At 60.3% G+C, this 17,140-nt stretch carries 15 protein-coding genes; 8 read left to right on the forward strand and 7 right to left on the reverse strand.

The window, feature by feature from the left end; translation table 11 throughout:
- Window positions 1-33: 33 nt before the first annotated feature.
- From MKS85_RS16825 to MKS85_RS16845, 5 genes are read right to left on the reverse strand one after another with little or no spacing between them, the layout of a single operon-like run.
- The gene (locus tag MKS85_RS16825; RefSeq protein WP_092457819.1) at window positions 34-849 is read right to left on the reverse strand and encodes a class I SAM-dependent methyltransferase; all 816 of its coding nucleotides are present in this window, start codon (window positions 847-849) and stop codon (window positions 34-36) included.
- A complete protein-coding gene (locus tag MKS85_RS16830; protein WP_310663035.1) occupies window positions 843-1,997 on the reverse strand; it encodes an acyltransferase in 1,155 nt (384 codons plus the stop codon). Before MKS85_RS16830 ends, MKS85_RS16825 begins: the two co-directional genes overlap by 7 nt.
- Window positions 1,994-2,869 carry a bifunctional 2-polyprenyl-6-hydroxyphenol methylase/3-demethylubiquinol 3-O-methyltransferase UbiG gene (locus tag MKS85_RS16835; protein WP_139048690.1) on the reverse strand — a complete coding sequence of 292 codons (876 nt, stop codon included), beginning with the start codon at window positions 2,867-2,869 and terminating at the stop codon, window positions 1,994-1,996. Before MKS85_RS16835 ends, MKS85_RS16830 begins: the two co-directional genes overlap by 4 nt.
- On the reverse strand, window positions 2,866-4,158 hold the full coding sequence (locus tag MKS85_RS16840) for a glycosyltransferase (protein ID WP_188251903.1): 1,293 nt from the start codon (window positions 4,156-4,158) through the stop codon (window positions 2,866-2,868). Before MKS85_RS16840 ends, MKS85_RS16835 begins: the two co-directional genes overlap by 4 nt.
- The gene (locus MKS85_RS16845; protein ID WP_188251904.1) at window positions 4,152-5,747 is read right to left on the reverse strand and encodes a glycosyltransferase; all 1,596 of its coding nucleotides are present in this window, start codon (window positions 5,745-5,747) and stop codon (window positions 4,152-4,154) included. Before MKS85_RS16845 ends, MKS85_RS16840 begins: the two co-directional genes overlap by 7 nt.
- Before the next feature lie 425 nt (window positions 5,748-6,172).
- Here MKS85_RS16845 and MKS85_RS16850 point away from each other — a divergent pair, with 425 nt between their 5' ends.
- The 8 genes from MKS85_RS16850 to MKS85_RS16885 are packed head-to-tail and all read left to right on the forward strand — an operon-like array spanning window position 6,173 to window position 15,176.
- Window positions 6,173-7,087 (forward strand): GDP-mannose 4,6-dehydratase, encoded by a 915-nt coding sequence (locus MKS85_RS16850; protein ID WP_310663036.1) that lies wholly within the window; start codon window positions 6,173-6,175, stop codon window positions 7,085-7,087.
- Window positions 7,084-8,052 carry a GDP-mannose 4,6-dehydratase gene (gene gmd / locus MKS85_RS16855; RefSeq protein WP_047226665.1) on the forward strand — a complete coding sequence of 323 codons (969 nt, stop codon included), beginning with the start codon at window positions 7,084-7,086 and terminating at the stop codon, window positions 8,050-8,052. The genes MKS85_RS16850 and gmd overlap by 4 nt, the downstream gene beginning before the upstream one ends.
- Window positions 8,053-8,055: 3 nt before the next feature.
- Entirely contained in the window at window positions 8,056-9,498 is a 1,443-nt protein-coding gene (locus MKS85_RS16860; RefSeq protein ID WP_188251906.1) for a mannose-1-phosphate guanylyltransferase/mannose-6-phosphate isomerase, read from the forward strand.
- Window positions 9,498-10,295 carry an ABC transporter permease gene (locus MKS85_RS16865; RefSeq protein WP_188251907.1) on the forward strand — a complete coding sequence of 266 codons (798 nt, stop codon included), beginning with the start codon at window positions 9,498-9,500 and terminating at the stop codon, window positions 10,293-10,295. The genes MKS85_RS16860 and MKS85_RS16865 overlap by 1 nt, the downstream gene beginning before the upstream one ends.
- Entirely contained in the window at window positions 10,295-11,560 is a 1,266-nt protein-coding gene (locus MKS85_RS16870) for an ABC transporter ATP-binding protein (protein ID WP_188251908.1), read from the forward strand. Before MKS85_RS16865 ends, MKS85_RS16870 begins: the two co-directional genes overlap by 1 nt.
- Window positions 11,557-12,924 (forward strand): glycosyltransferase family 1 protein, encoded by a 1,368-nt coding sequence (locus MKS85_RS16875; protein WP_139048695.1) that lies wholly within the window; start codon window positions 11,557-11,559, stop codon window positions 12,922-12,924. The genes MKS85_RS16870 and MKS85_RS16875 overlap by 4 nt, the downstream gene beginning before the upstream one ends.
- Window positions 12,915-14,045, forward strand: coding sequence for a glycosyltransferase family 1 protein (locus tag MKS85_RS16880; RefSeq protein WP_188251909.1), 1,131 nt, complete (start codon window positions 12,915-12,917; stop codon window positions 14,043-14,045). Before MKS85_RS16875 ends, MKS85_RS16880 begins: the two co-directional genes overlap by 10 nt.
- Entirely contained in the window at window positions 14,046-15,176 is a 1,131-nt protein-coding gene (locus MKS85_RS16885) for a glycosyltransferase family 4 protein (RefSeq protein WP_076383172.1), read from the forward strand. It abuts the gene before it with no gap.
- 58 nt (window positions 15,177-15,234) lie between these two features.
- Here MKS85_RS16885 and MKS85_RS16890 read toward each other — a convergent pair whose 3' ends face one another.
- Together MKS85_RS16890 and MKS85_RS16895 are read right to left on the reverse strand one after the other, a co-directional pair.
- The gene (locus MKS85_RS16890; RefSeq protein WP_139048698.1) at window positions 15,235-15,861 is read right to left on the reverse strand and encodes a glutathione S-transferase family protein; all 627 of its coding nucleotides are present in this window, start codon (window positions 15,859-15,861) and stop codon (window positions 15,235-15,237) included.
- 125 nt (window positions 15,862-15,986) lie between these two features.
- Window positions 15,987-16,889, reverse strand: coding sequence for a LysR family transcriptional regulator (locus MKS85_RS16895; RefSeq protein WP_047226657.1), 903 nt, complete (start codon window positions 16,887-16,889; stop codon window positions 15,987-15,989).
- Window positions 16,890-17,140 lie beyond the last annotated feature (251 nt).

A 17,140-nucleotide genomic window follows, 5' to 3' on the forward strand; every position in this document is an offset into this window, starting at 1 on the left:
CCTGCCACAAATGAATTCATCCTCGGCACCCTGTCATTCAGGCTTGCGCGCAATAATCACCTGACTCTTGGCCACCACCGCGTCCAGTGCCTGCTTGATCTGCGCGCCGCGTGGCGAATTGAGCACCGCTTGCCAGGTGTCTGCCCAATGGTTGAGCAACGGGTGGTCGGCATTGCTGAAATCGACTTTCGCTTCCCAGAACAACAGCATCCACATCGACCAGTAGAAACCGTACTGGCTGTGGCTCAGCACCTCCAGGCCGGCCTCGCTGACCATCGCCTTGAACTGCTCTTCACTGATGATCCGAATGTGGTTGGGCTTCTGGAAATACTCCGGCGCGGCGATGTCTTTTTGCAGATCTTCGGAGCTGGGGTGCGGCACGCTCAACAGGTACAGCGCGCCGGGCCGGCCGACCCGGACCAGCTCGGCGAGAAACTGCGCCGGGTCGTCGACATGCTCAATGACTTCCGTGGACACCACGCGGGTGACCGTCCCATCGGCAATGGGCAGCGGGTTGCAGTCGGTCACATGGCATTCGACGTCACGCGCCGGAGTGTCGCTCAAGCGCTGGCGGGTGGCCTCGACCTTGGCCGCGTCGATGTCGGCGATGATGATCTTCGCCCCGCGCATGCCACAAAAATGCACGTTGCCACCGTCGCCGCAGCCAACGTCCAGCAATGTGTCCTCAGGCGCAACCGGGAAACCGCTGAACAGCTCTCCGGTTTGCTGATTGAACCAGCCGCTGAGCATCGCATCGTGCAGCCCGAGCATATAGGGATCGACCTTGTCGGCCGCTGGTGTTGCGGGCGCGGGCGTACCCGTGGTGAGTTTCTTCAAAAGGCTCAGCATGAAGGGGCTCCAGAGACGGGAAGGACGGGACGGGCGGCACGCAGGCGTTCAACCAGTTGAGCTCCGCGCTGGCGCATGGGCATTTCAACCATCCGGTAGTTGAGTTCGCTCAACAGCCCGATCAGCGTCAAGGCACAGGCAAGGGCCAGCCAAGGATCACTCGCCACGTCCGGCGACCCCAACGGGGCGAAACGAAACCACAGCTCGCGCAGCAGGAAAAACACCGGGATGTGGATCAGATAGATCCCGTAGGAGCGGCTGCCAACCCAGGTCAACGCGGTTTTCAAAGGACTGCGCGGCAGCAGATAGTCCCGGTCATAGGAGGCCACCCATACCAGCACGGCACTGAGCAGCGCGATGACCCCAAGACGGTAGAACGACAGATTGAAGTGTTCAGTGGCAATCCACGCCATCACGCCCCCCAAAACGACGATCAGCAACATCCCCGCTCCGGGCCAGCGCAGCCACCTGGGCTCGAACCGCCCGTACCCGTGCCGCAAGCTCCAGATCGACAGCAGCACGCCGAGGGCCAGGGCGTCGGTGCGGATCACCGAGAGCCATACCGCACGCCAGGTGAAAAACTGTACCAGCACCACCGCCAGCAACACCCAGACCAGATACCGGCGCGAGACGAACACCAGCAGCGGCAGAATCAAATAGAACTGCTCTTCCAGCGAGAGCGTCCAGTAAACAAAGCTCGCACCATATTCATACCGCATGAATGCATCGGCAAAACGCAAATTGGCGAATTGCAGGAAACCGGCCAGGGTCGCCTGTACGTTGGCTTGCACACTGCCAAACGCACCGGAACGATTAAAAAACAACGCAGCCAGCAGCATCAGCAGCAACCAGAGCCACGCCGACGGCAGCAGGCGAAACGCCCGGCGAATCCAGAATTCCCGGGCGGTGGCCCAGAACTGCCGAGAATTGTCACAACCGCGCAGTTGCGGGATCAGACTGCGGCCAATGACAAAGCCCGATATCGCGAAGAACAGATCCACGCCCCAACATAGTTGGAAGCTACCGGAAAGAGCCGACAGACGCGGCCATCCGCCGGGAAACGGCATGCCTTGTACGTGATGGAACAGCACACCCATCACCGCAACGGCGCGCAACAACTCGATGTCCATGATTCGCTTGCTGCTCATGCTGAGCTCCGGGTGGCAGGATCAGGTTTGCGGGCAATGATGACCTGGCTCTTGGGCATGAATTGATCGAGGACCTGCTTGATCGCCAGGCCATCGGGTCGTGTCAGCACGCCCTGCCAGAGAGTCGCCCAGCTCTCCATCAGCGGCGGGTAAGGTGCCTGGATCCGGTCACGCACCGCCCCCTCGAGGGCTCGTCCGGCCGCGCGTTCACTGGCCCAGAAAAAAATCATGCCCATGACCCAGAAAAAGCCGCTGGCCTGGCGATGCTCGATGACCAGCCCCGCGTCCTCCACCAATGCAGCGAATCGTTCGGCACTGAAAATCTGCACATGGTTGGGAGACTGGAAGTAACCCGGCGGTGCGATGCCCTGCTGTAAATGCTCGCCCACCGGGGCCGGCACGCTGAGCAGGTACTGCGCCCCTGGCCGGCCCATGCGCACCAGTTCGGCCAAGAACGGCTCGGGTTGGTCGACATGCTCGAGCACTTCCATGCACACGATTTTGTCAGCGCAGCCATCGGCCAGCGGCAGCGGCAGGCTATTGCTGACCAGACCCAGAAACGGCGCGCGGGTCTGGGCCTCGACCTGACGGGCCAGGCTGCGCACCTTGTCGTGCTCGCTGTCGGTAAAAATCACTGAAGCGCCTTGGCGTACTGCAAACAAGGTCGCCACGCCCTCCCCGCAACCAACGTCCAACAAGGTGTCCTGGGCGGTGATAGCAAAGCCTTTGAGCAGCTCGCCGCTGTCGTTGAGAAACCAGCCGTCGAGCATTGCATCGTAGAGGCCCACGTCACGGGGCGACACGGCGCCAGTCGATGGCGGCGCGGCAGGTACGACGGGCGGCCTGAGCCACGCCAGCAACCGCCCGATCATGGCTGCTGCGCGTTCCGGCGACGCTCCAATACCTGTTCAAAAAACACCCGCAGACGCTGCTCGGCGTTGGCCTGGCTGCAGAACGTTTCCAGACTGCGCACGGCATGGGCCGACATGCGGCGATAACGCTCGGGGTCGTTTTTGGCCGCGTCGTAGCTGGCGCGATAGGCCGAGCACAGCGAGTCCCAATCGGTGACATAGCGCAGGGTTCGAAACGCTGCACGCGGGTCATGGGGCCAGGCAGTCAGTTCCTCGGAGCACTCGACGACGAAGGCATTGTCGCGGTCGATGTAATCAGCCATCGCCGTGTTCAAGGGTGCAATTGCCGGCCGACCGCAGGACATGAACTCCATCAGGGGCAAGCACTGGCCTTCGCCGTAAGAGCAGTTGACCACATAGCGAGTGGCCTCCACCAACCGCTCATAGTCCGCGTCCGCCAGGTAACCGTGGATCAGCACGATGCGGCAGCGGTATGACTGGTTCTTGTAGACATGGTGCAGCATGTCGTTGAGAGCGGCGGTGACGTCGTGGTGGGTCAGCTTGAGTACCAGCGTTGCGTCAGGAACGTCGCGGAACGTCGCGCAAAATGCGCTGATCATGTCCTTCCAGTTCTTGCGTCCATCGTAAGGGTTGAAGACCGACGTATACACCACTCCGTCCAGAAGCAGCTCGCAATCCTGGGCAGGAGCATCAAAAACCAGCGCCGTACCGGCCTGGTGCGCTGGCGGACCGTAGGGCCGCAGGTCGACGGTACGGCTGTCGATCAACAGCCCGCGCAACTGCAGGCGCATGTGATCGACCGTAGGCCGCTGGGCCAGCACCGCACCGCGCGCGTAAAACCGGTCCCATACCGGAGCGGCAATGGCTACGATGGGGAAGTCCGCTCCCATTACCTCCCGCACGGCGTTGACAGTGAAACTGGAATGGGTAATCGCCATGCCGGTTGCACCAAGGACCACCCGCCAGTCGTGCCGCGGCTCACCCTGCCAGCTTTCGGTTGGAATGGTGCTGAACTCCCAGGCGAAGACGGGAATCGTCGGGCAGGCGTAGTGGGCATCTGTGCGATGAGGCGGGGAAAAGGACAGGAAGACACAATCCTCGCCGCGCCCCAGGCAATCGGCATATAGCTGATCGACTTCTTCTTCCGGCCGGGTCACTTCAATGACACGCCCCAGCCGCTCCAGTACCGGGCGAAACTCCTTGAGCACGAAGTAATAGCTGTATTCGGGTTTGCCGAGGTTCGCCAGAATGTTGCTCTGATTGGTTTCCGAATAAACGATGATCAGCATGATGTGGAGCCCACCTGGGCCAGCAGCGGCGCATTCTCGGCACGGCCTTGCGGGGCCAGGAAATCCACCAGGCGCTGCTGCACCGGGGTAAAACCGCAATAGCGACGCATGCGCTCATTCGCCGCCACCGCCATGGCCTGGTAGGCCTGCGGCTGATGCCGGGCCATGGCGTAGCTCTGTTGGTAAGCAAGTTTCAGCGATCCCCAGTCGGGCCGATGGCGCAGGGTGCGGTACAAAATGCGCGAATCTTCCGGCCAGATGGTGGGTTCATGGCTGGATTTGACGATAAAGGCCACCTCGCTATCGATGTAGTCACGCATCGCCGTGTGGTCCGGCGCGATGGCCGGGCGCGCGCAAGACATGAACTCCATCAGCGGCAGGCACAAGCCTTCGCAGCGCGAAGCATTGACGTAAAAACTCGCCGCACCGTACAACCGGGCGAATTGCTCGTCCTCCAGATAGCCATGCATCACCACTACCCGACAGCTGAACGGCGATAGCTGGGACAGCAGCGTGAGCAACTCGACGTAGTAGGTCGACAGGTCGTTCTGGGTCATTTTCAGCACCAGCGTGGCGTCCTCGACGTCCCGCAGCGCCCAACAAAATGCCGTGATCAAGTGATGCCAGTTCTTGCGACCGTCATCGGGGTTGAACACGCTGACATACACCACCCCGCTGACTTGGGTTTCCACCATCAGACTGGTGTCCGGTAGAGCCGCCTGGGGGTGTTCCGGTGGCGCCGGTTCTGGGATCGGTTCGACAACATCTGGCACCGGCGCCGCCGGCCCTCTTACAACCCGGCTCACCGAAACCCGCACCGGCACTGGCACCAAGTCGCGAACCGCTTCGCGATACCAGCACAACAGATTGTGCTTGATCAGCCACAACGGCCCTTGATCAGCCTTGCCGGTTAAGGCGCGCAGCACTTCGCGCAGGTAATGTCGGGAGATGAAAACGCGGCGCCGCCACGTCAGGGCCGGTGGTTCGACGAGCGCTTGCACCGGTGCCTCTTCGATCAGCGGAGCAATCAAGCCATCTGCCGACAGCCCAAGGGGACGGCTGTCGATGATGCAGCCCTTGATCTGCAAGACCGTGCCCGGATTGACCGGTGTGATGGGATATTGCTCACGAACCGCAGCGAAGCGTTCCCACAGTGGCGTGGGCAAAACCAGCACCGGGAAATCCTCGCCCAACGTACGACGGATCGCCTCGGCCGTGTGGCTGGACAGGGTAATCACCCGGCCATGGCGCGCCAGCGTGCGGCTCCAGTCATGGCGCAGGTCGTCATCCCAGTGCTCGGCCGGAATCGAATCGAATTCCCAGGCCACCACGCAGACCATGGGGCACAACAGATCGACGGGCGTCTTGTGGGGAGGTGAAAACGAGAGAAACAGACAGTCCTGCCCCGCCTGCTGCAACGTTTGATAGAGCGGATCGACCTCGGCGACCGATGACACCACATGCACCCGGCCCAGGCTTTCCAGCACGGGGCGATAAGCCTTGAGCACAAAGTAATAACTGTACTCAGGGCGGCCGAGGCTCTGGCTGATGGAGTGATCGTTTACGTCCGAGTAAAGAATGAAATTCATGGCATCCCATCATGGAGCGGCCATCCCGGCGACTCCACCTCATGACGGTCGACTCACGAACCGGCCCGGCCAGGAGGCCGTTGCTCGTCGATTGTCTGCGTACCCGTCTCGTTCTTGTTTTTAGTGGCCCTTGCCCCGTGGTTCGACTTGAAATCGACATCGCAGGGGTCGTGACAAGGGGCATTCTAACCACATCAACCAAGGGTTCGTGAACAGGCGAATGAGAATAAACCGGCTATAAATATGAGAACTGACCGGTCACGATTTACATAGTTGAAATTGCTTCGAAATTGGCACAGATTGGCAACCAAACAACTACAACAAACGCTTCCTCTGGGCTGACTTTCGAATAGGTTTCTCCGAACTTACGGAAATATCCTACTCAGATCCGCACCAGACGAAGTTTGCATCGAGAGGGCTGGTGCTTGAAAAAACGTCTGTTCGTAACAGGCCTCGGCGGTTTCGTAGGACGCCACATCAAATCTCGCCTGGATGCCCCCAATTCCAGTTGGCAGGTGATGTCCGTCCCAAGCCGTTATGACCTGACAGACGGTAGATCCCTGGAAGGTCTCTGGTCCGAGATCCCCGATGCCGTGATCCACCTGGCAGGCCAGACATTCGTTCCCGAAGCCTTTCGCGATCCGGCCCGCACCCTGCAAATCAACCTGCTAGGCACCTTGAATCTTCTCCAGGCCCTCAAGGCCCGGGGGTTCACCGGAACATTTCTGTATGTCAGCTCTGGTGATGTGTATGGCCAGGTCAATGAAACCCAGCTCCCCATTACCGAACTGCACGCCCCCGCCCCGCGCAACCCCTATGCCGTCAGCAAGCTGTCAGCCGAACTGCTGAGCCTGCAATGGGGCATGAGCGAAGGCTGGCCGGTGCTGGTAGCCCGTCCTTTCAACCACATCGGCACCGGTCAGAAAGACAGTTTCGTCATCGCCAGCGCGGCCCGGCAGATCAGCCGCATCAAGCTGGGCCTGCAATCGGCCCAGCTGCAAGTGGGCGATATCGATGTCACCCGCGACTTTCTTGACGTAGGCGATGTGATTTCAGCCTACCTGGCGTTGCTGGAACACGGCGCGCCTGGGCAGACCTACAACATCTGCTCGGGTCACGAGCAAAGCATTCGCAGCCTGATCGAACAATTGGGCGACATCGCCCAGGTCGATGTGCAATTGATCCAGGACCCTGCGCGTCTTCGCCGCGCAGAACAGCGTCGCGTCTGCGGTAGCCCTGCCAAGCTACGCCAGGCCACGGGATGGACGCCTGAAACAACAACACAACAATCCTTGCGGGCGATCCTGTCCGACTGGGAGATACGGGTACAACAAGAATGAAAAGTGCATTGATCACAGGGATCACCGGCCAGGACGGCGCGTATCTGGCCAAGTTGCTGCTCGACAAGGGTTACAAAGTCCATGGCCTGGTGGCCCGGCGAAGCAGCGATTCGCGCTGGCGGCTACGCGAGACCGGGATCGAGAACGACATTGTTTACCTGGACGGCGACATGGCCGATGCCTGCTCGGTACAACGCGCCGTGATCAAGTCTGCGCCGGATGAGGTGTATAACCTGGCCGCGCAGAGTTTCGTCGCCGCCTCCTGGAACCAGCCGGTGACCACGGGAATCGTCGATGGCCTCGGGGTGACCCACCTGCTCGAAGGCATTCGCCAGTTCAGCCCTCAAACCCGTTTCTACCAGGCGTCCACCAGCGAAATGTTTGGCCTTATCCAGGCCGAGCAGCAGGATGAGCACACCCCGTTCTACCCACGCAGCCCCTATGGCGTGGCGAAACTGTACGGCCACTGGATCACCGTCAACTACCGCGAAAGCTTCGGTCTGCACGCCAGCAGCGGCATTCTTTTCAATCATGAATCGCCCCTGCGCGGCATCGAATTCGTGACGCGCAAGGTCACCGACGCCGCTGCGCGCATCAAGCAAGGCAAACAGCAGGAGTTACGCCTGGGCAATATCGACACCAAGCGCGACTGGGGCTTTGCCGGCGATTATGTCGAAGCCATGTGGCTGATGTTGCAACAGGACAAACCCGACGATTACGTGGTTGCCACAGGCGTGACCACCACTGTGCGCGAGATGTGCAGGATCGCCTTCGAGCATGTGGGCCTGGACTACCGTGACTTCGTGAAGATCGACCCGGCGTTTTTCCGCCCGGCTGAGGTGGACGTGTTGCTCGGCAACCCGGCCAAGGCCCAACGGGTTCTTGGCTGGAAACCCCGGACCGACCTCGACACCCTGATCCGCATGATGATGGATGCGGACATGAAACGCGTCGCCAAGGAGTAGGCCATGCTGATTCCCATGATTCTCTCCGGCGGTGCCGGAACGAGGTTGTGGCCGATGTCCCGCGAGGGCCATCCCAAACCCTTCATGATCCTGCCTGACGGCCAGTCGCTGCTGAGCAAGACCTACCGCCGCGCCGCCGGGCTGTTCGACGGCCGCGGCGACATCGTTACCGTGACCAATCGCGAGTATTACTTTCAGAGCCGCGACCACTACCAAAGCGCACATCTGGCGCGCCACCGCGGCCATTTCGTACTTGAACCGACAGGCCGCAACACCGCGCCGGCCATCGCCACGGCGACGCTCGCGGTACAAGCACTGCACGGTGACGATGCCATCCTGATGGTGATGCCCGCAGACCACCTGATCCAGAACGAGGCGGCCTTCAAGGCTAGCGTGGAGCATGCCACGCAACTGGCCAAAAGCGGTTACCTGGTGACCTTCGGCGTACTGCCCACGACACCGGAAACCGGCTTCGGCTATATAGAACGGGGCAACCCCCTGGATACCCAGGGCGCTGCCAAGGTCGTACGCTTCGTCGAAAAACCCGACCTGCAAACCGCAACACACTATCTGGAAAGCGGCCGTTTCCTGTGGAACTCGGGCATGTTCTGTTTTTCAGTCAAAACCCTGTTGGCGGAATTGCAGAACCACGCCCCGGCGTTGCTGGAACAGGCTCGCGCCTGCATAGCCGCGAGCACGGCCGTGGAGACATCAGGTTGCGTGCAACAGGAACTGTCCGCCGCGCATTTTTCCGAAATGCCGGACATCTCCATCGACTACGCCTTGATGGAGCGCTCCAGTAATGTGGTGGTGGTCCCTGCCGCATTCGACTGGAGCGACATCGGCTCCTGGAGTGCCGTCGCCGATCTGGTGCCCGCCGATGCACAGAACAACCGCGTCAGCGGTGAGGCGTTGTTCATCGACAGCCAGAACAACTATGTCCAGAGTGAGGGACGGTTGGTGGCCGCGCTCGGTGTGGAAAACCTGATCATCATCGATACCGCCGACGCCATCCTCGTCGCCCATTCCGACCGAGCCCAGGATGTACGCCGCGTCGCGCGCCAGCTCAAGGACAAGGAACACGAATCCTATCGCCTGCATCGCACGGTCAGCCGTCCATGGGGCAGCTACACCGTGCTGGAACAGGGCCCGCGCTTCAAGATCAAGCGCATCGTGGTCAAGCCAGGCGCAGCGCTGTCCCTGCAAATGCATCATCACCGCAACGAACATTGGGTGGTCGTCGAAGGCATGGCCAAGGTCACCAACAATGGCTCTGAAGCTCATCTGGTGGCCAAGAACGAATCGACGTTCATCCCCGCCGGGCACCGCCATCGGCTGGAGAACCCCGGCGTCATCGACCTGGTGATCATCGAAGTCCAGAGCGGTGAATACCTGGGAGAAGATGACATCGTGCGCTTCGAGGATCACTACGGCAGGGCCGTCTGATGTTGCTGACCTTGCACCGTGCACTGTGGAGCTACCGCGGTTTTGTCCTCGGCAGCGTCAAGCGCGAATTCCAGGCGCGCTATCGCAACTCTTTGTTCGGCGCGTTGTGGACCGTGCTCAACCCGCTGTCGATGATCCTCGTCTACACCGTGATTTTTTCCCACATCATGCGCGCCCGCCTGCCGGGGGTGGACGATGGCATGGCCTACAGCGTCTACCTCTGCGCCGGGCTGCTGACCTGGGGGTTCTTCGCCGAGATCACGACCCGCAGTCAGGGCATGTTTCTGGAAAACGCCAATCTGCTGAAGAAGATCAGCTTTCCCAGGATCTGCCTGCCGGTGATTGTGCTGTTCAACGCCGGGATCAACTTCGCGATCATCCTCGGCCTTTTTCTCGGTTTCCTGTTGATCACCGGCCGCTGGCCGGGGATGACGTTGCTGGCGCTGGTGCCATTGCTGGCCCTGCAGGTGATGTTCGCCGCCGGGCTGGGCATGTTGCTGGGAATTCTCAATGTGTTCTTTCGCGATGTCGGGCAACTGTTCGGCATTTGCCTGCAATTCTGGTTCTGGCTGACGCCCATTGTGTACCCGATGACCATCCTTCCACCGTCGATCCAGCAACTGCTGGCCCTCAACCCCATGACAGCGCTGATGCAGAGTTACCAGAATCTGTTTCTCTACAACCAGTGGCCGGTCTGGAGTTCGCTGACACCGCTGTTGGTCATCGGCCTACTGATGTGCTTCACCGGTTTGCGGATGTTTCGACGCCGCGGCGGTGAAATGGTGGATGAACTCTGATGGGGCATTTACGCGTCAGTGGCCTGGGCAAGGCCTACAAGCAGTATCCGAACCGCTGGAGCCGGTTGTTCGAATGGCTGATTCCCTTTTCCCGCCCACGTCATCAATTGCACTGGGTCTTGCAGGGCGTCGATTTCGAGATCCAGCCCGGTGAAGCCGTCGGCATCGTCGGAGTCAACGGCGCGGGCAAAAGCACGTTGCTCAAAATGATCACCGGCACCACCCAACCCACCTGTGGCCACATTCAATTGCGTGGCCGCGTCGCGGCGTTGCTGGAGCTGGGCATGGGGTTCCACCCGGACTTCACCGGCCGCCAGAACGCTTTCATGGCCGGGCAGTTGCTGGGCATGCAGGTGGAGGAAATCGAATCATTGATGCCGCAGATCGAAGGTTTTGCCGAAATCGGCGCGGCCATCGACCAGCCGGTACGCACCTATTCCAGTGGCATGCAAATGCGCCTGGCCTTCAGCGTCGCCACGGCCCGCCGCCCGGATATCCTGATCGTCGATGAAGCCCTGTCGGTGGGTGACGCCTACTTCCAGCATAAAAGCTTTGAGCGCATCCGCAGTTTTCGCAAGGCCGGTACGACGCTGCTGATCGTGTCCCACGACCGCTCGGCGATTCAGTCGATCTGCGACACCGCCATCCTGCTGGAGCACGGGCGCATGGCCATGCGCGGCAAGCCGGAAGAGGTGATGGATTATTACAACGCAATGCTGGCCCAGCGCGAGGGCCAGATCGTCCGCCAGGAAATGCTCGCCAACGGCCAGGTACGTACCATCTCCGGCACCGGCGAGGCCGGCATTGTTGATGTACAGCTGTTGAACAGTCAGGGCCAGCCGGTGGAAGTGGCCGAAATCGGCCAACCGATGGTGTTGCAGGTGCGGGTCGAAATCCGCCAGGACATCGAGCGGCTGGTGCTGGGTTTCCTGATCAAGGACCGCCTCGGCCAGCCCATGTACGGCATCAACACCCATCGCCAGGATAAAGCCGTGACCGACCTCAAGGCCGGCGAGCACGTCACCTTCCGTTTCAGTTTTGACATGCGCCTGGGCAAGGGCAATTACTCCGTCGCGCTGAGCCTGTCCCGACTGGACTCGCACTTGGACCGCAACTTCGAATGGCGCGACTACGGGCTGGTGTTCCACGTCATCAACAATCGCCAGGAAGATTTCGTTGGCTGTTCGTGGCTCCAGGCCCGTACCAGCATCCAGCGCACCGCATTACCAGCGGCCGAGGAACTGACGCAAAAGGAGTTGCCATGACCCGCCTGCTGGTGGACTGCACCTATGTGTACGATCATCCGAATGACAATTCCGGAATCCAGCGGGTGGTGCGCAACGTTATCCGCGAGCTGCCGACCATAAATCAGGAGTGCGAATGCATTCCCGTGGTGATGCTGCAAGGTAAGTTGTACGAAGTTAAAAGTCTGGCTCCTCTGCCCACAAAGGGGCTGGATCTGGTCGGCTTGCGAGCAGGGCTGGAACAGTTCGCCAACCTGTTATGGCTCAGACAGCGGACCCTCGAGCGGCGACGCCCATTCAACCAGTCAGTTTGGGCTCGTCGCCTGTTGTACGTCGGCTGCCGGTTGTTCGCTCTGGGGTGCCTGAGCATTCCGATCCGAGTACTCGATCGCCTCCTCAAACGCCAGCAAGTCCCGACACGTAGCGTACCGCTGGAGCATAGAGCCGGTGACCAACTGGTGTTGCTCGACTCCTCCTGGCACTCAGGCTTCTTCCCCTTGGCCGAAAAGCTCAAGCGTGAGGGCGTCGGGATCATCTCGGTGGTCTACGACCTGATTCCCCTGACCCATCCACAGTTCTGCGACGCCGGGCTGGTCAAGGTGTTCAACCATTGGTTCGACTGGATCGCCCGCACCGCCGATGGCTACATCGCGATCTCCACCACCATCCGAGACCAGCTTCGCGAGGAAATGGTACGGCGTATTGGCGAGCAACAGGTACGTGAACGTTGGTTCGACTATTTCCACTTGGGCAGCGAACTGGATTTGGTGGATGCCACCAGCGCCATCGACAGCAAACTGCTGCGAGTATTCACGCAGCCCGAGCCGGTGTTCCTGATGGTCAGCACCATCGAACCACGCAAGAACCACGCTTACCTGCTCGATGCGTTCGAACGCGCCTGGGCTGCCGGCTCAAAGGCAAGGTTATGCATCGTCGGAAAAATAGGCTGGAAATGTGAGGACTTGATCGAGCGCATAAGGCGTCACCCGCAACTCAACAGCCGCCTGTTTATGTTCAACAATCTTTCGGACCATAGCCTGGAACACGCTTACCAACATGCCACTGCGCTGGTGTTCCCCTCCTACGTTGAAGGCTTTGGTCTGCCGCTGGTGGAGGCCATGCAGCGCGGCTTGCCGGCGATGGGCAGCGACATTGAGGTATTTCGGGAAATCGGCGGTGAATTCATGGCCTATTTCAATCTCGAAGATCCGCAGAGCCTGGCAGACCTGGTGACCGGCATGGAAAACAGCGGGGTTTTCCCGGCCAGTCGTCCCCTCGATCAATGGCAATGGCTGAGCTGGCGCCAGGCCAGTGCGCAATTGGTGGAGCGAATCGAGCGACACATCGATGAAGTGATCCTCGACAGGGAAACAGCATGCGAATAGCTCTGAACGCCCGGATTCTCCAGGCGCCACGCACAGGCATCGGTCAATACGTGGCGGAACTGGCCACTGCCCTGGCCCAGGAGCCGGATGTACAGCTGTCATTGTTCCACGGCTGGGGCTGGAGCTCGCAGTTGCCGCAAGCGGCCACGCCTGGTTACTCGCTGCTTACACCTTTACTGCGCCAGGTACCGGGGGCCTATCGGGCGCGGCGCTGGCTGGAGCAGAAACGCTTCGATCAGGGCCGTTCTCGCGCCATCGACCTGTATCACGAACCGAGCTTGTGGCCCCTGGCCTTCGAAGGGCCGACGGTGATGACGCTGCATGACCTGACGCACCTGCGCTACCCCGAGACGCAACCACCGGCACGACTGAGGGAAATCGAGCGTCGGCTCAGCCGTGCGGTTGAGCAGTCGCAGCTGATTCTGACGGACTCGCAGTTCATCGCCGATGAAGCCCGAGAACACTTCGGCCTTTGCGCGGAACGCTTGAGAGTCGCCCCGCTGGGGGCTGCTGCACGCTTCCATCCACGCGAACCCGAAGCCATCGATGGGGTTCTCAAAGCCCATGGGCTGGAAGCGGGCCGATATTTTCTGTGTGTCGGCACCCTGGAGCCACGCAAGAACCTGTCGCTGGCCCTGCGCGCCCACGCCAGGCTACCCGAATCCGTCCGTCAGACGTTCCCTTTGTTCATCGTAGGAATGAGCGGATGGCAGCGCGCACAACTCAGCGACGAGTTGAAAAATGCCCTGGCCGGAGGTCATGTTTGTCTCGCGGGCTACTTGCCCGACGAACAGGTTGCCCAGCTATTGGCAGGGGCACGTGCACTGATTTTTCCGTCGCGCTATGAAGGCTTTGGCCTGCCGGTGCTCGAAGCCATGGCCAGCGGCACCCCGGTGATTACCACCCGCTGCTCGGCGATGCCGGAAGTGGCCGGGGCGGCCGGCAATTATTGCGACCCCGACGATCCCCAAGGCATGCGCGAAGCCATGGGCCGGTTGATCGAAGATCGCCTGCATTGGCAGGCGTGTCGTGAAGCCGGGTTGCAACAAGCAGCGCTTTTTTCCTGGCAACGGTGTGCAAAGGTGACCGCCCAGGCGTATCGCCAGGTTCTGGGAGGTTGAATGCGAGTCCTGCACTTTTACAAAACCTATCTGCCTGACTCCATGGGCGGTATCGAACAGGTTATTTTCCAGCTGTGCGACAGCAGTGACCGATTGGGCATCGATAACACCGTGCTGACGCTGAGCAACGATCCGGCGCCGGGTCCGATCAGCATCCGACAGCATAAGGTTCATCAGGCCCGGATGGACTTCCAACTGGCCTCCACCGGGTTTTCCTACAGTGTTTTCAAGAAATTCCGCGAGCTGGCTGCCGAAGCAGACGTAATCAACTACCACTTCCCCTGGCCATTCATGGACCTGGTGCATTTTTGCAGCGCACTGAAAAAACCCTATGTAGTCACCTACCATTCGGACATCGTGCGTCAGCGGCACCTGCTGAAACTGTATCGCCCCCTGATGCGACGCTTCTTGAACGGCGCGGATCGCATCGTCGCGGCATCACCTAACTATGTGCATACCAGCGACGTGCTCAAGGAGTACCGCGATAAGACCCAGGTCATTACCTATGGCTTGAACAAAGCCAGTTATCCACAGCGTGACGCTGAACGCATCGCACAGTGGAAGGCGAAATTGGGCGAGCGCTTCTTTCTGTTCGTGGGGGTGATGCGTTATTACAAGGGCCTGCACATTCTGCTCGACGCCCTCAAAGGCGTGGATTATCCGGTGGTCATCGTCGGTGCAGGCCCGCTGGAGAAAGAACTGCATGCCCAGGCACAGGCGCTGGGCCTGCGCAACCTGCACTTCCTCGGACGCCTGGGCGATGAAGACAAGGTGGCATTGCTGGAGCTGAGCTACGCCATCGTGTTCCCCTCACACCTGCGCTCTGAAGCGTTTGGCATCTCCCTGCTCGAAGGCGCGATGTATGGTAAACCGATGATCTCCAGCGAGATCGGCACCGGCACCAGCTACATCAATATCCACAATGAAACCGGCCTGGTGGTGCCCCCCAGCAACCCCGAAGCTTTCCGGGAAGCGATGCGTACCCTGTGGGACAACCCGGCACAGGCCAGGGAAATGGGCATCAGGGCCGAAGAGCGTTACCGGCAGTTGTTCACCTCCGAGGAGATGGGCCGCAAATGGCTGCAACTGTATGAGGCGTTGCTGGAGCAAAAGGCGCTTTCCTACGCGTAACACTCACCGATGAGGCGAGTGGATAAATCCCCTCGCCTCAAGGTGACTCAGTGCATTTTCAGGCGTGCTGTTGCAACCCGGCAACCGTACGCGGCATACCGACGAACCCGGGCAAGGCCTCGATCCGCCCCAGCCATGCACGTACGTGGGGGTAGTCTTCCAGCGACACATTGCCCTCCGGCGCATGGGCGATGTAGCTGTAGCCGGCAACATCGGCAATCGTCGCAACGTCACCTGTCAGATACGCGCTGCTGCTCAAGTGCTGATCAATGACTTTGAGCAGGCTGTGGGAACGGGCGATCACCTCCTCTGCGTTGTAAGGCGCGCCGAACACCGTAATCAATCGCGCCGCGGCCGGCCCTGCATGGAGCGGCCCGGCCGCCACCGACAACCAGCGCTGTACGCGGGCGGCGCCGACCGGATCCGTTGGCAACCAGCGACCCTTGCCATACTTGCTTGCCAGGTACACCAGGATGGCGTTGGAATCGGCCAGCACCATACCGTCATCGTCAATGACCGGCACTTGGCCAAAGGCATTAATGGCCAGGAAATCTGCCTGTTTTTGTTCGCCTTTGGCCAGGTCAACAAAAACCACCTCGACGGGCAACCCGAGCAAGGAAAGCATCAACTGAACGCGATGCGCGTGGCCGGAAAGCGGAAAGTGATAAAGCTTGATGGGATTCATGGTCGACTCCGTTGCAAGTGACGCCATCAGCAGAACGGCGTCGATGGGGTCATCTTCCGCTTCGACTGAAGACTAGAGAATCACCCGAATATGCAATCCATTGTTTCAAACAGCGAAACAATGTCTCAGCCTTTCAAGGCCGGGTGCTCACGCAATGCACGGACGGTAAAGTCAACAAAACTGCGTACTCGCGCCGGCGCTTTGCGTCCACCTTGGTACACCACATGGATCGGCAGGGGCGGCAGTTCGAAGTCAGCCAGAACGATCTCCAGTTCCCCGTTGGCAACGTTGCCCGCCACCTGATAAGACAAGACCCGAGTCAACCCCAACCCCTGACAGGCCGCCGTGATTGCGGCCTGGTTGGCCGTGACCACCAGTCTCGGCGCGGGTCGCACAGAGAGCGGTTGCCCTGCGTCGATGAACGTCCAGTTTCTGATCTGACCGGTGGCCGATGAGGCGACTACCGGCATGTGCTCCAGATCCTGCGGGTGTGCGGGTCGGCCATGGCGAGCGAAGAGATCGGGGGAACCGCAAACCACCCGTCGTACTTCACCCACACGCACGGCGTGCTGACTGCTGTCGGGCAACTCGCCAATGCGTATGGCAATGTCGATGCCCTCCTCGACCATGCTGACGATACGGTCCAGCAATAAGGCATTGATGCCGACCTCGGGGAATTGCTGCAGGTAATCGACCAGCACCGGCGTGACAAACAACTGACCAAACAGCACCGGGGCGGTAATCGTCAATTGCCCGCGGGGCTGGGCGTGACTGCCGACCGCTGAATCCTCGGCTTCCTGCAAATCCGCCAGAATTCGGCGGCAGTCCTCGAGAAAGCGCTGGCCCGCTTCGCTCAGGTATACGTTGCGGGTGGTGCGCACCAGCAAGGGCGTACCGATACGCTGCTCCAACGCCGCCACGGCGCGTGTGACGCTGGCCGCCGACAGGCCCAGGCGTCGCGCAGCCGCCGAGAAACCGGAGTCCTGGGCCACGGCGACAAAAACCTGCATTTCCTGAAACCTGTCCATTCATCCCCCAATGAGAAACCTTGATACAAGTTGGCCGCGCACCTCAAATCAGCGCCGCACCGCCATTGTAGGGGGCTACGCCAGCGAACCACAGCGCAACGCGATCGGGCATCGGCACATCGACCCGGTCAATTGCGACTATGCTTGGTACCATCGAGCATACTTTCATGACAACTTAATGACTCGAACCATGGCGTAGGTCTTGTGAACACGGGCTTGCTCGCAAGCCCGTGTCCACAAGATGCGTGCCT

It is taken from the genome of Pseudomonas sp. JL2 (assembly GCF_031570495.1).
GTDB classification, from domain to species: domain Bacteria; phylum Pseudomonadota; class Gammaproteobacteria; order Pseudomonadales; family Pseudomonadaceae; genus Aquipseudomonas; species Aquipseudomonas rhizophila.

Excerpts from the sequence above, each read along its gene's own strand:
- MKS85_RS16825 (WP_092457819.1), bottom strand. The coding sequence starts at position 849 with ATGCTGAGCCTTTTGAAGAAACTCACCACGGGTACGCCCGCGCCCGCA.
- MKS85_RS16830 (WP_310663035.1), bottom strand. The coding sequence starts at position 1,997 with ATGAGCAGCAAGCGAATCATGGACATCGAGTTGTTGCGCGCCGTTGCG.
- MKS85_RS16835 (WP_139048690.1), bottom strand. The coding sequence starts at position 2,869 with ATGATCGGGCGGTTGCTGGCGTGGCTCAGGCCGCCCGTCGTACCTGCC.
- MKS85_RS16840 (WP_188251903.1), bottom strand. The coding sequence starts at position 4,158 with ATGCTGATCATCGTTTATTCGGAAACCAATCAGAGCAACATTCTGGCG.
- MKS85_RS16845 (WP_188251904.1), bottom strand. The coding sequence starts at position 5,747 with ATGAATTTCATTCTTTACTCGGACGTAAACGATCACTCCATCAGCCAG.
- gmd (WP_047226665.1), top strand. The coding sequence starts at position 7,084 with ATGAAAAGTGCATTGATCACAGGGATCACCGGCCAGGACGGCGCGTAT.
- MKS85_RS16860 (WP_188251906.1), top strand. The coding sequence starts at position 8,056 with ATGCTGATTCCCATGATTCTCTCCGGCGGTGCCGGAACGAGGTTGTGG.
- MKS85_RS16865 (WP_188251907.1), top strand. The coding sequence starts at position 9,498 with ATGTTGCTGACCTTGCACCGTGCACTGTGGAGCTACCGCGGTTTTGTC.
- MKS85_RS16870 (WP_188251908.1), top strand. The coding sequence starts at position 10,295 with ATGGGGCATTTACGCGTCAGTGGCCTGGGCAAGGCCTACAAGCAGTAT.
- MKS85_RS16875 (WP_139048695.1), top strand. The coding sequence starts at position 11,557 with ATGACCCGCCTGCTGGTGGACTGCACCTATGTGTACGATCATCCGAAT.
- MKS85_RS16880 (WP_188251909.1), top strand. The coding sequence starts at position 12,915 with ATGCGAATAGCTCTGAACGCCCGGATTCTCCAGGCGCCACGCACAGGC.
- MKS85_RS16885 (WP_076383172.1), top strand. The coding sequence starts at position 14,046 with ATGCGAGTCCTGCACTTTTACAAAACCTATCTGCCTGACTCCATGGGC.
- MKS85_RS16890 (WP_139048698.1), bottom strand. The coding sequence starts at position 15,861 with ATGAATCCCATCAAGCTTTATCACTTTCCGCTTTCCGGCCACGCGCAT.
- MKS85_RS16895 (WP_047226657.1), bottom strand. The coding sequence starts at position 16,889 with ATGGACAGGTTTCAGGAAATGCAGGTTTTTGTCGCCGTGGCCCAGGAC.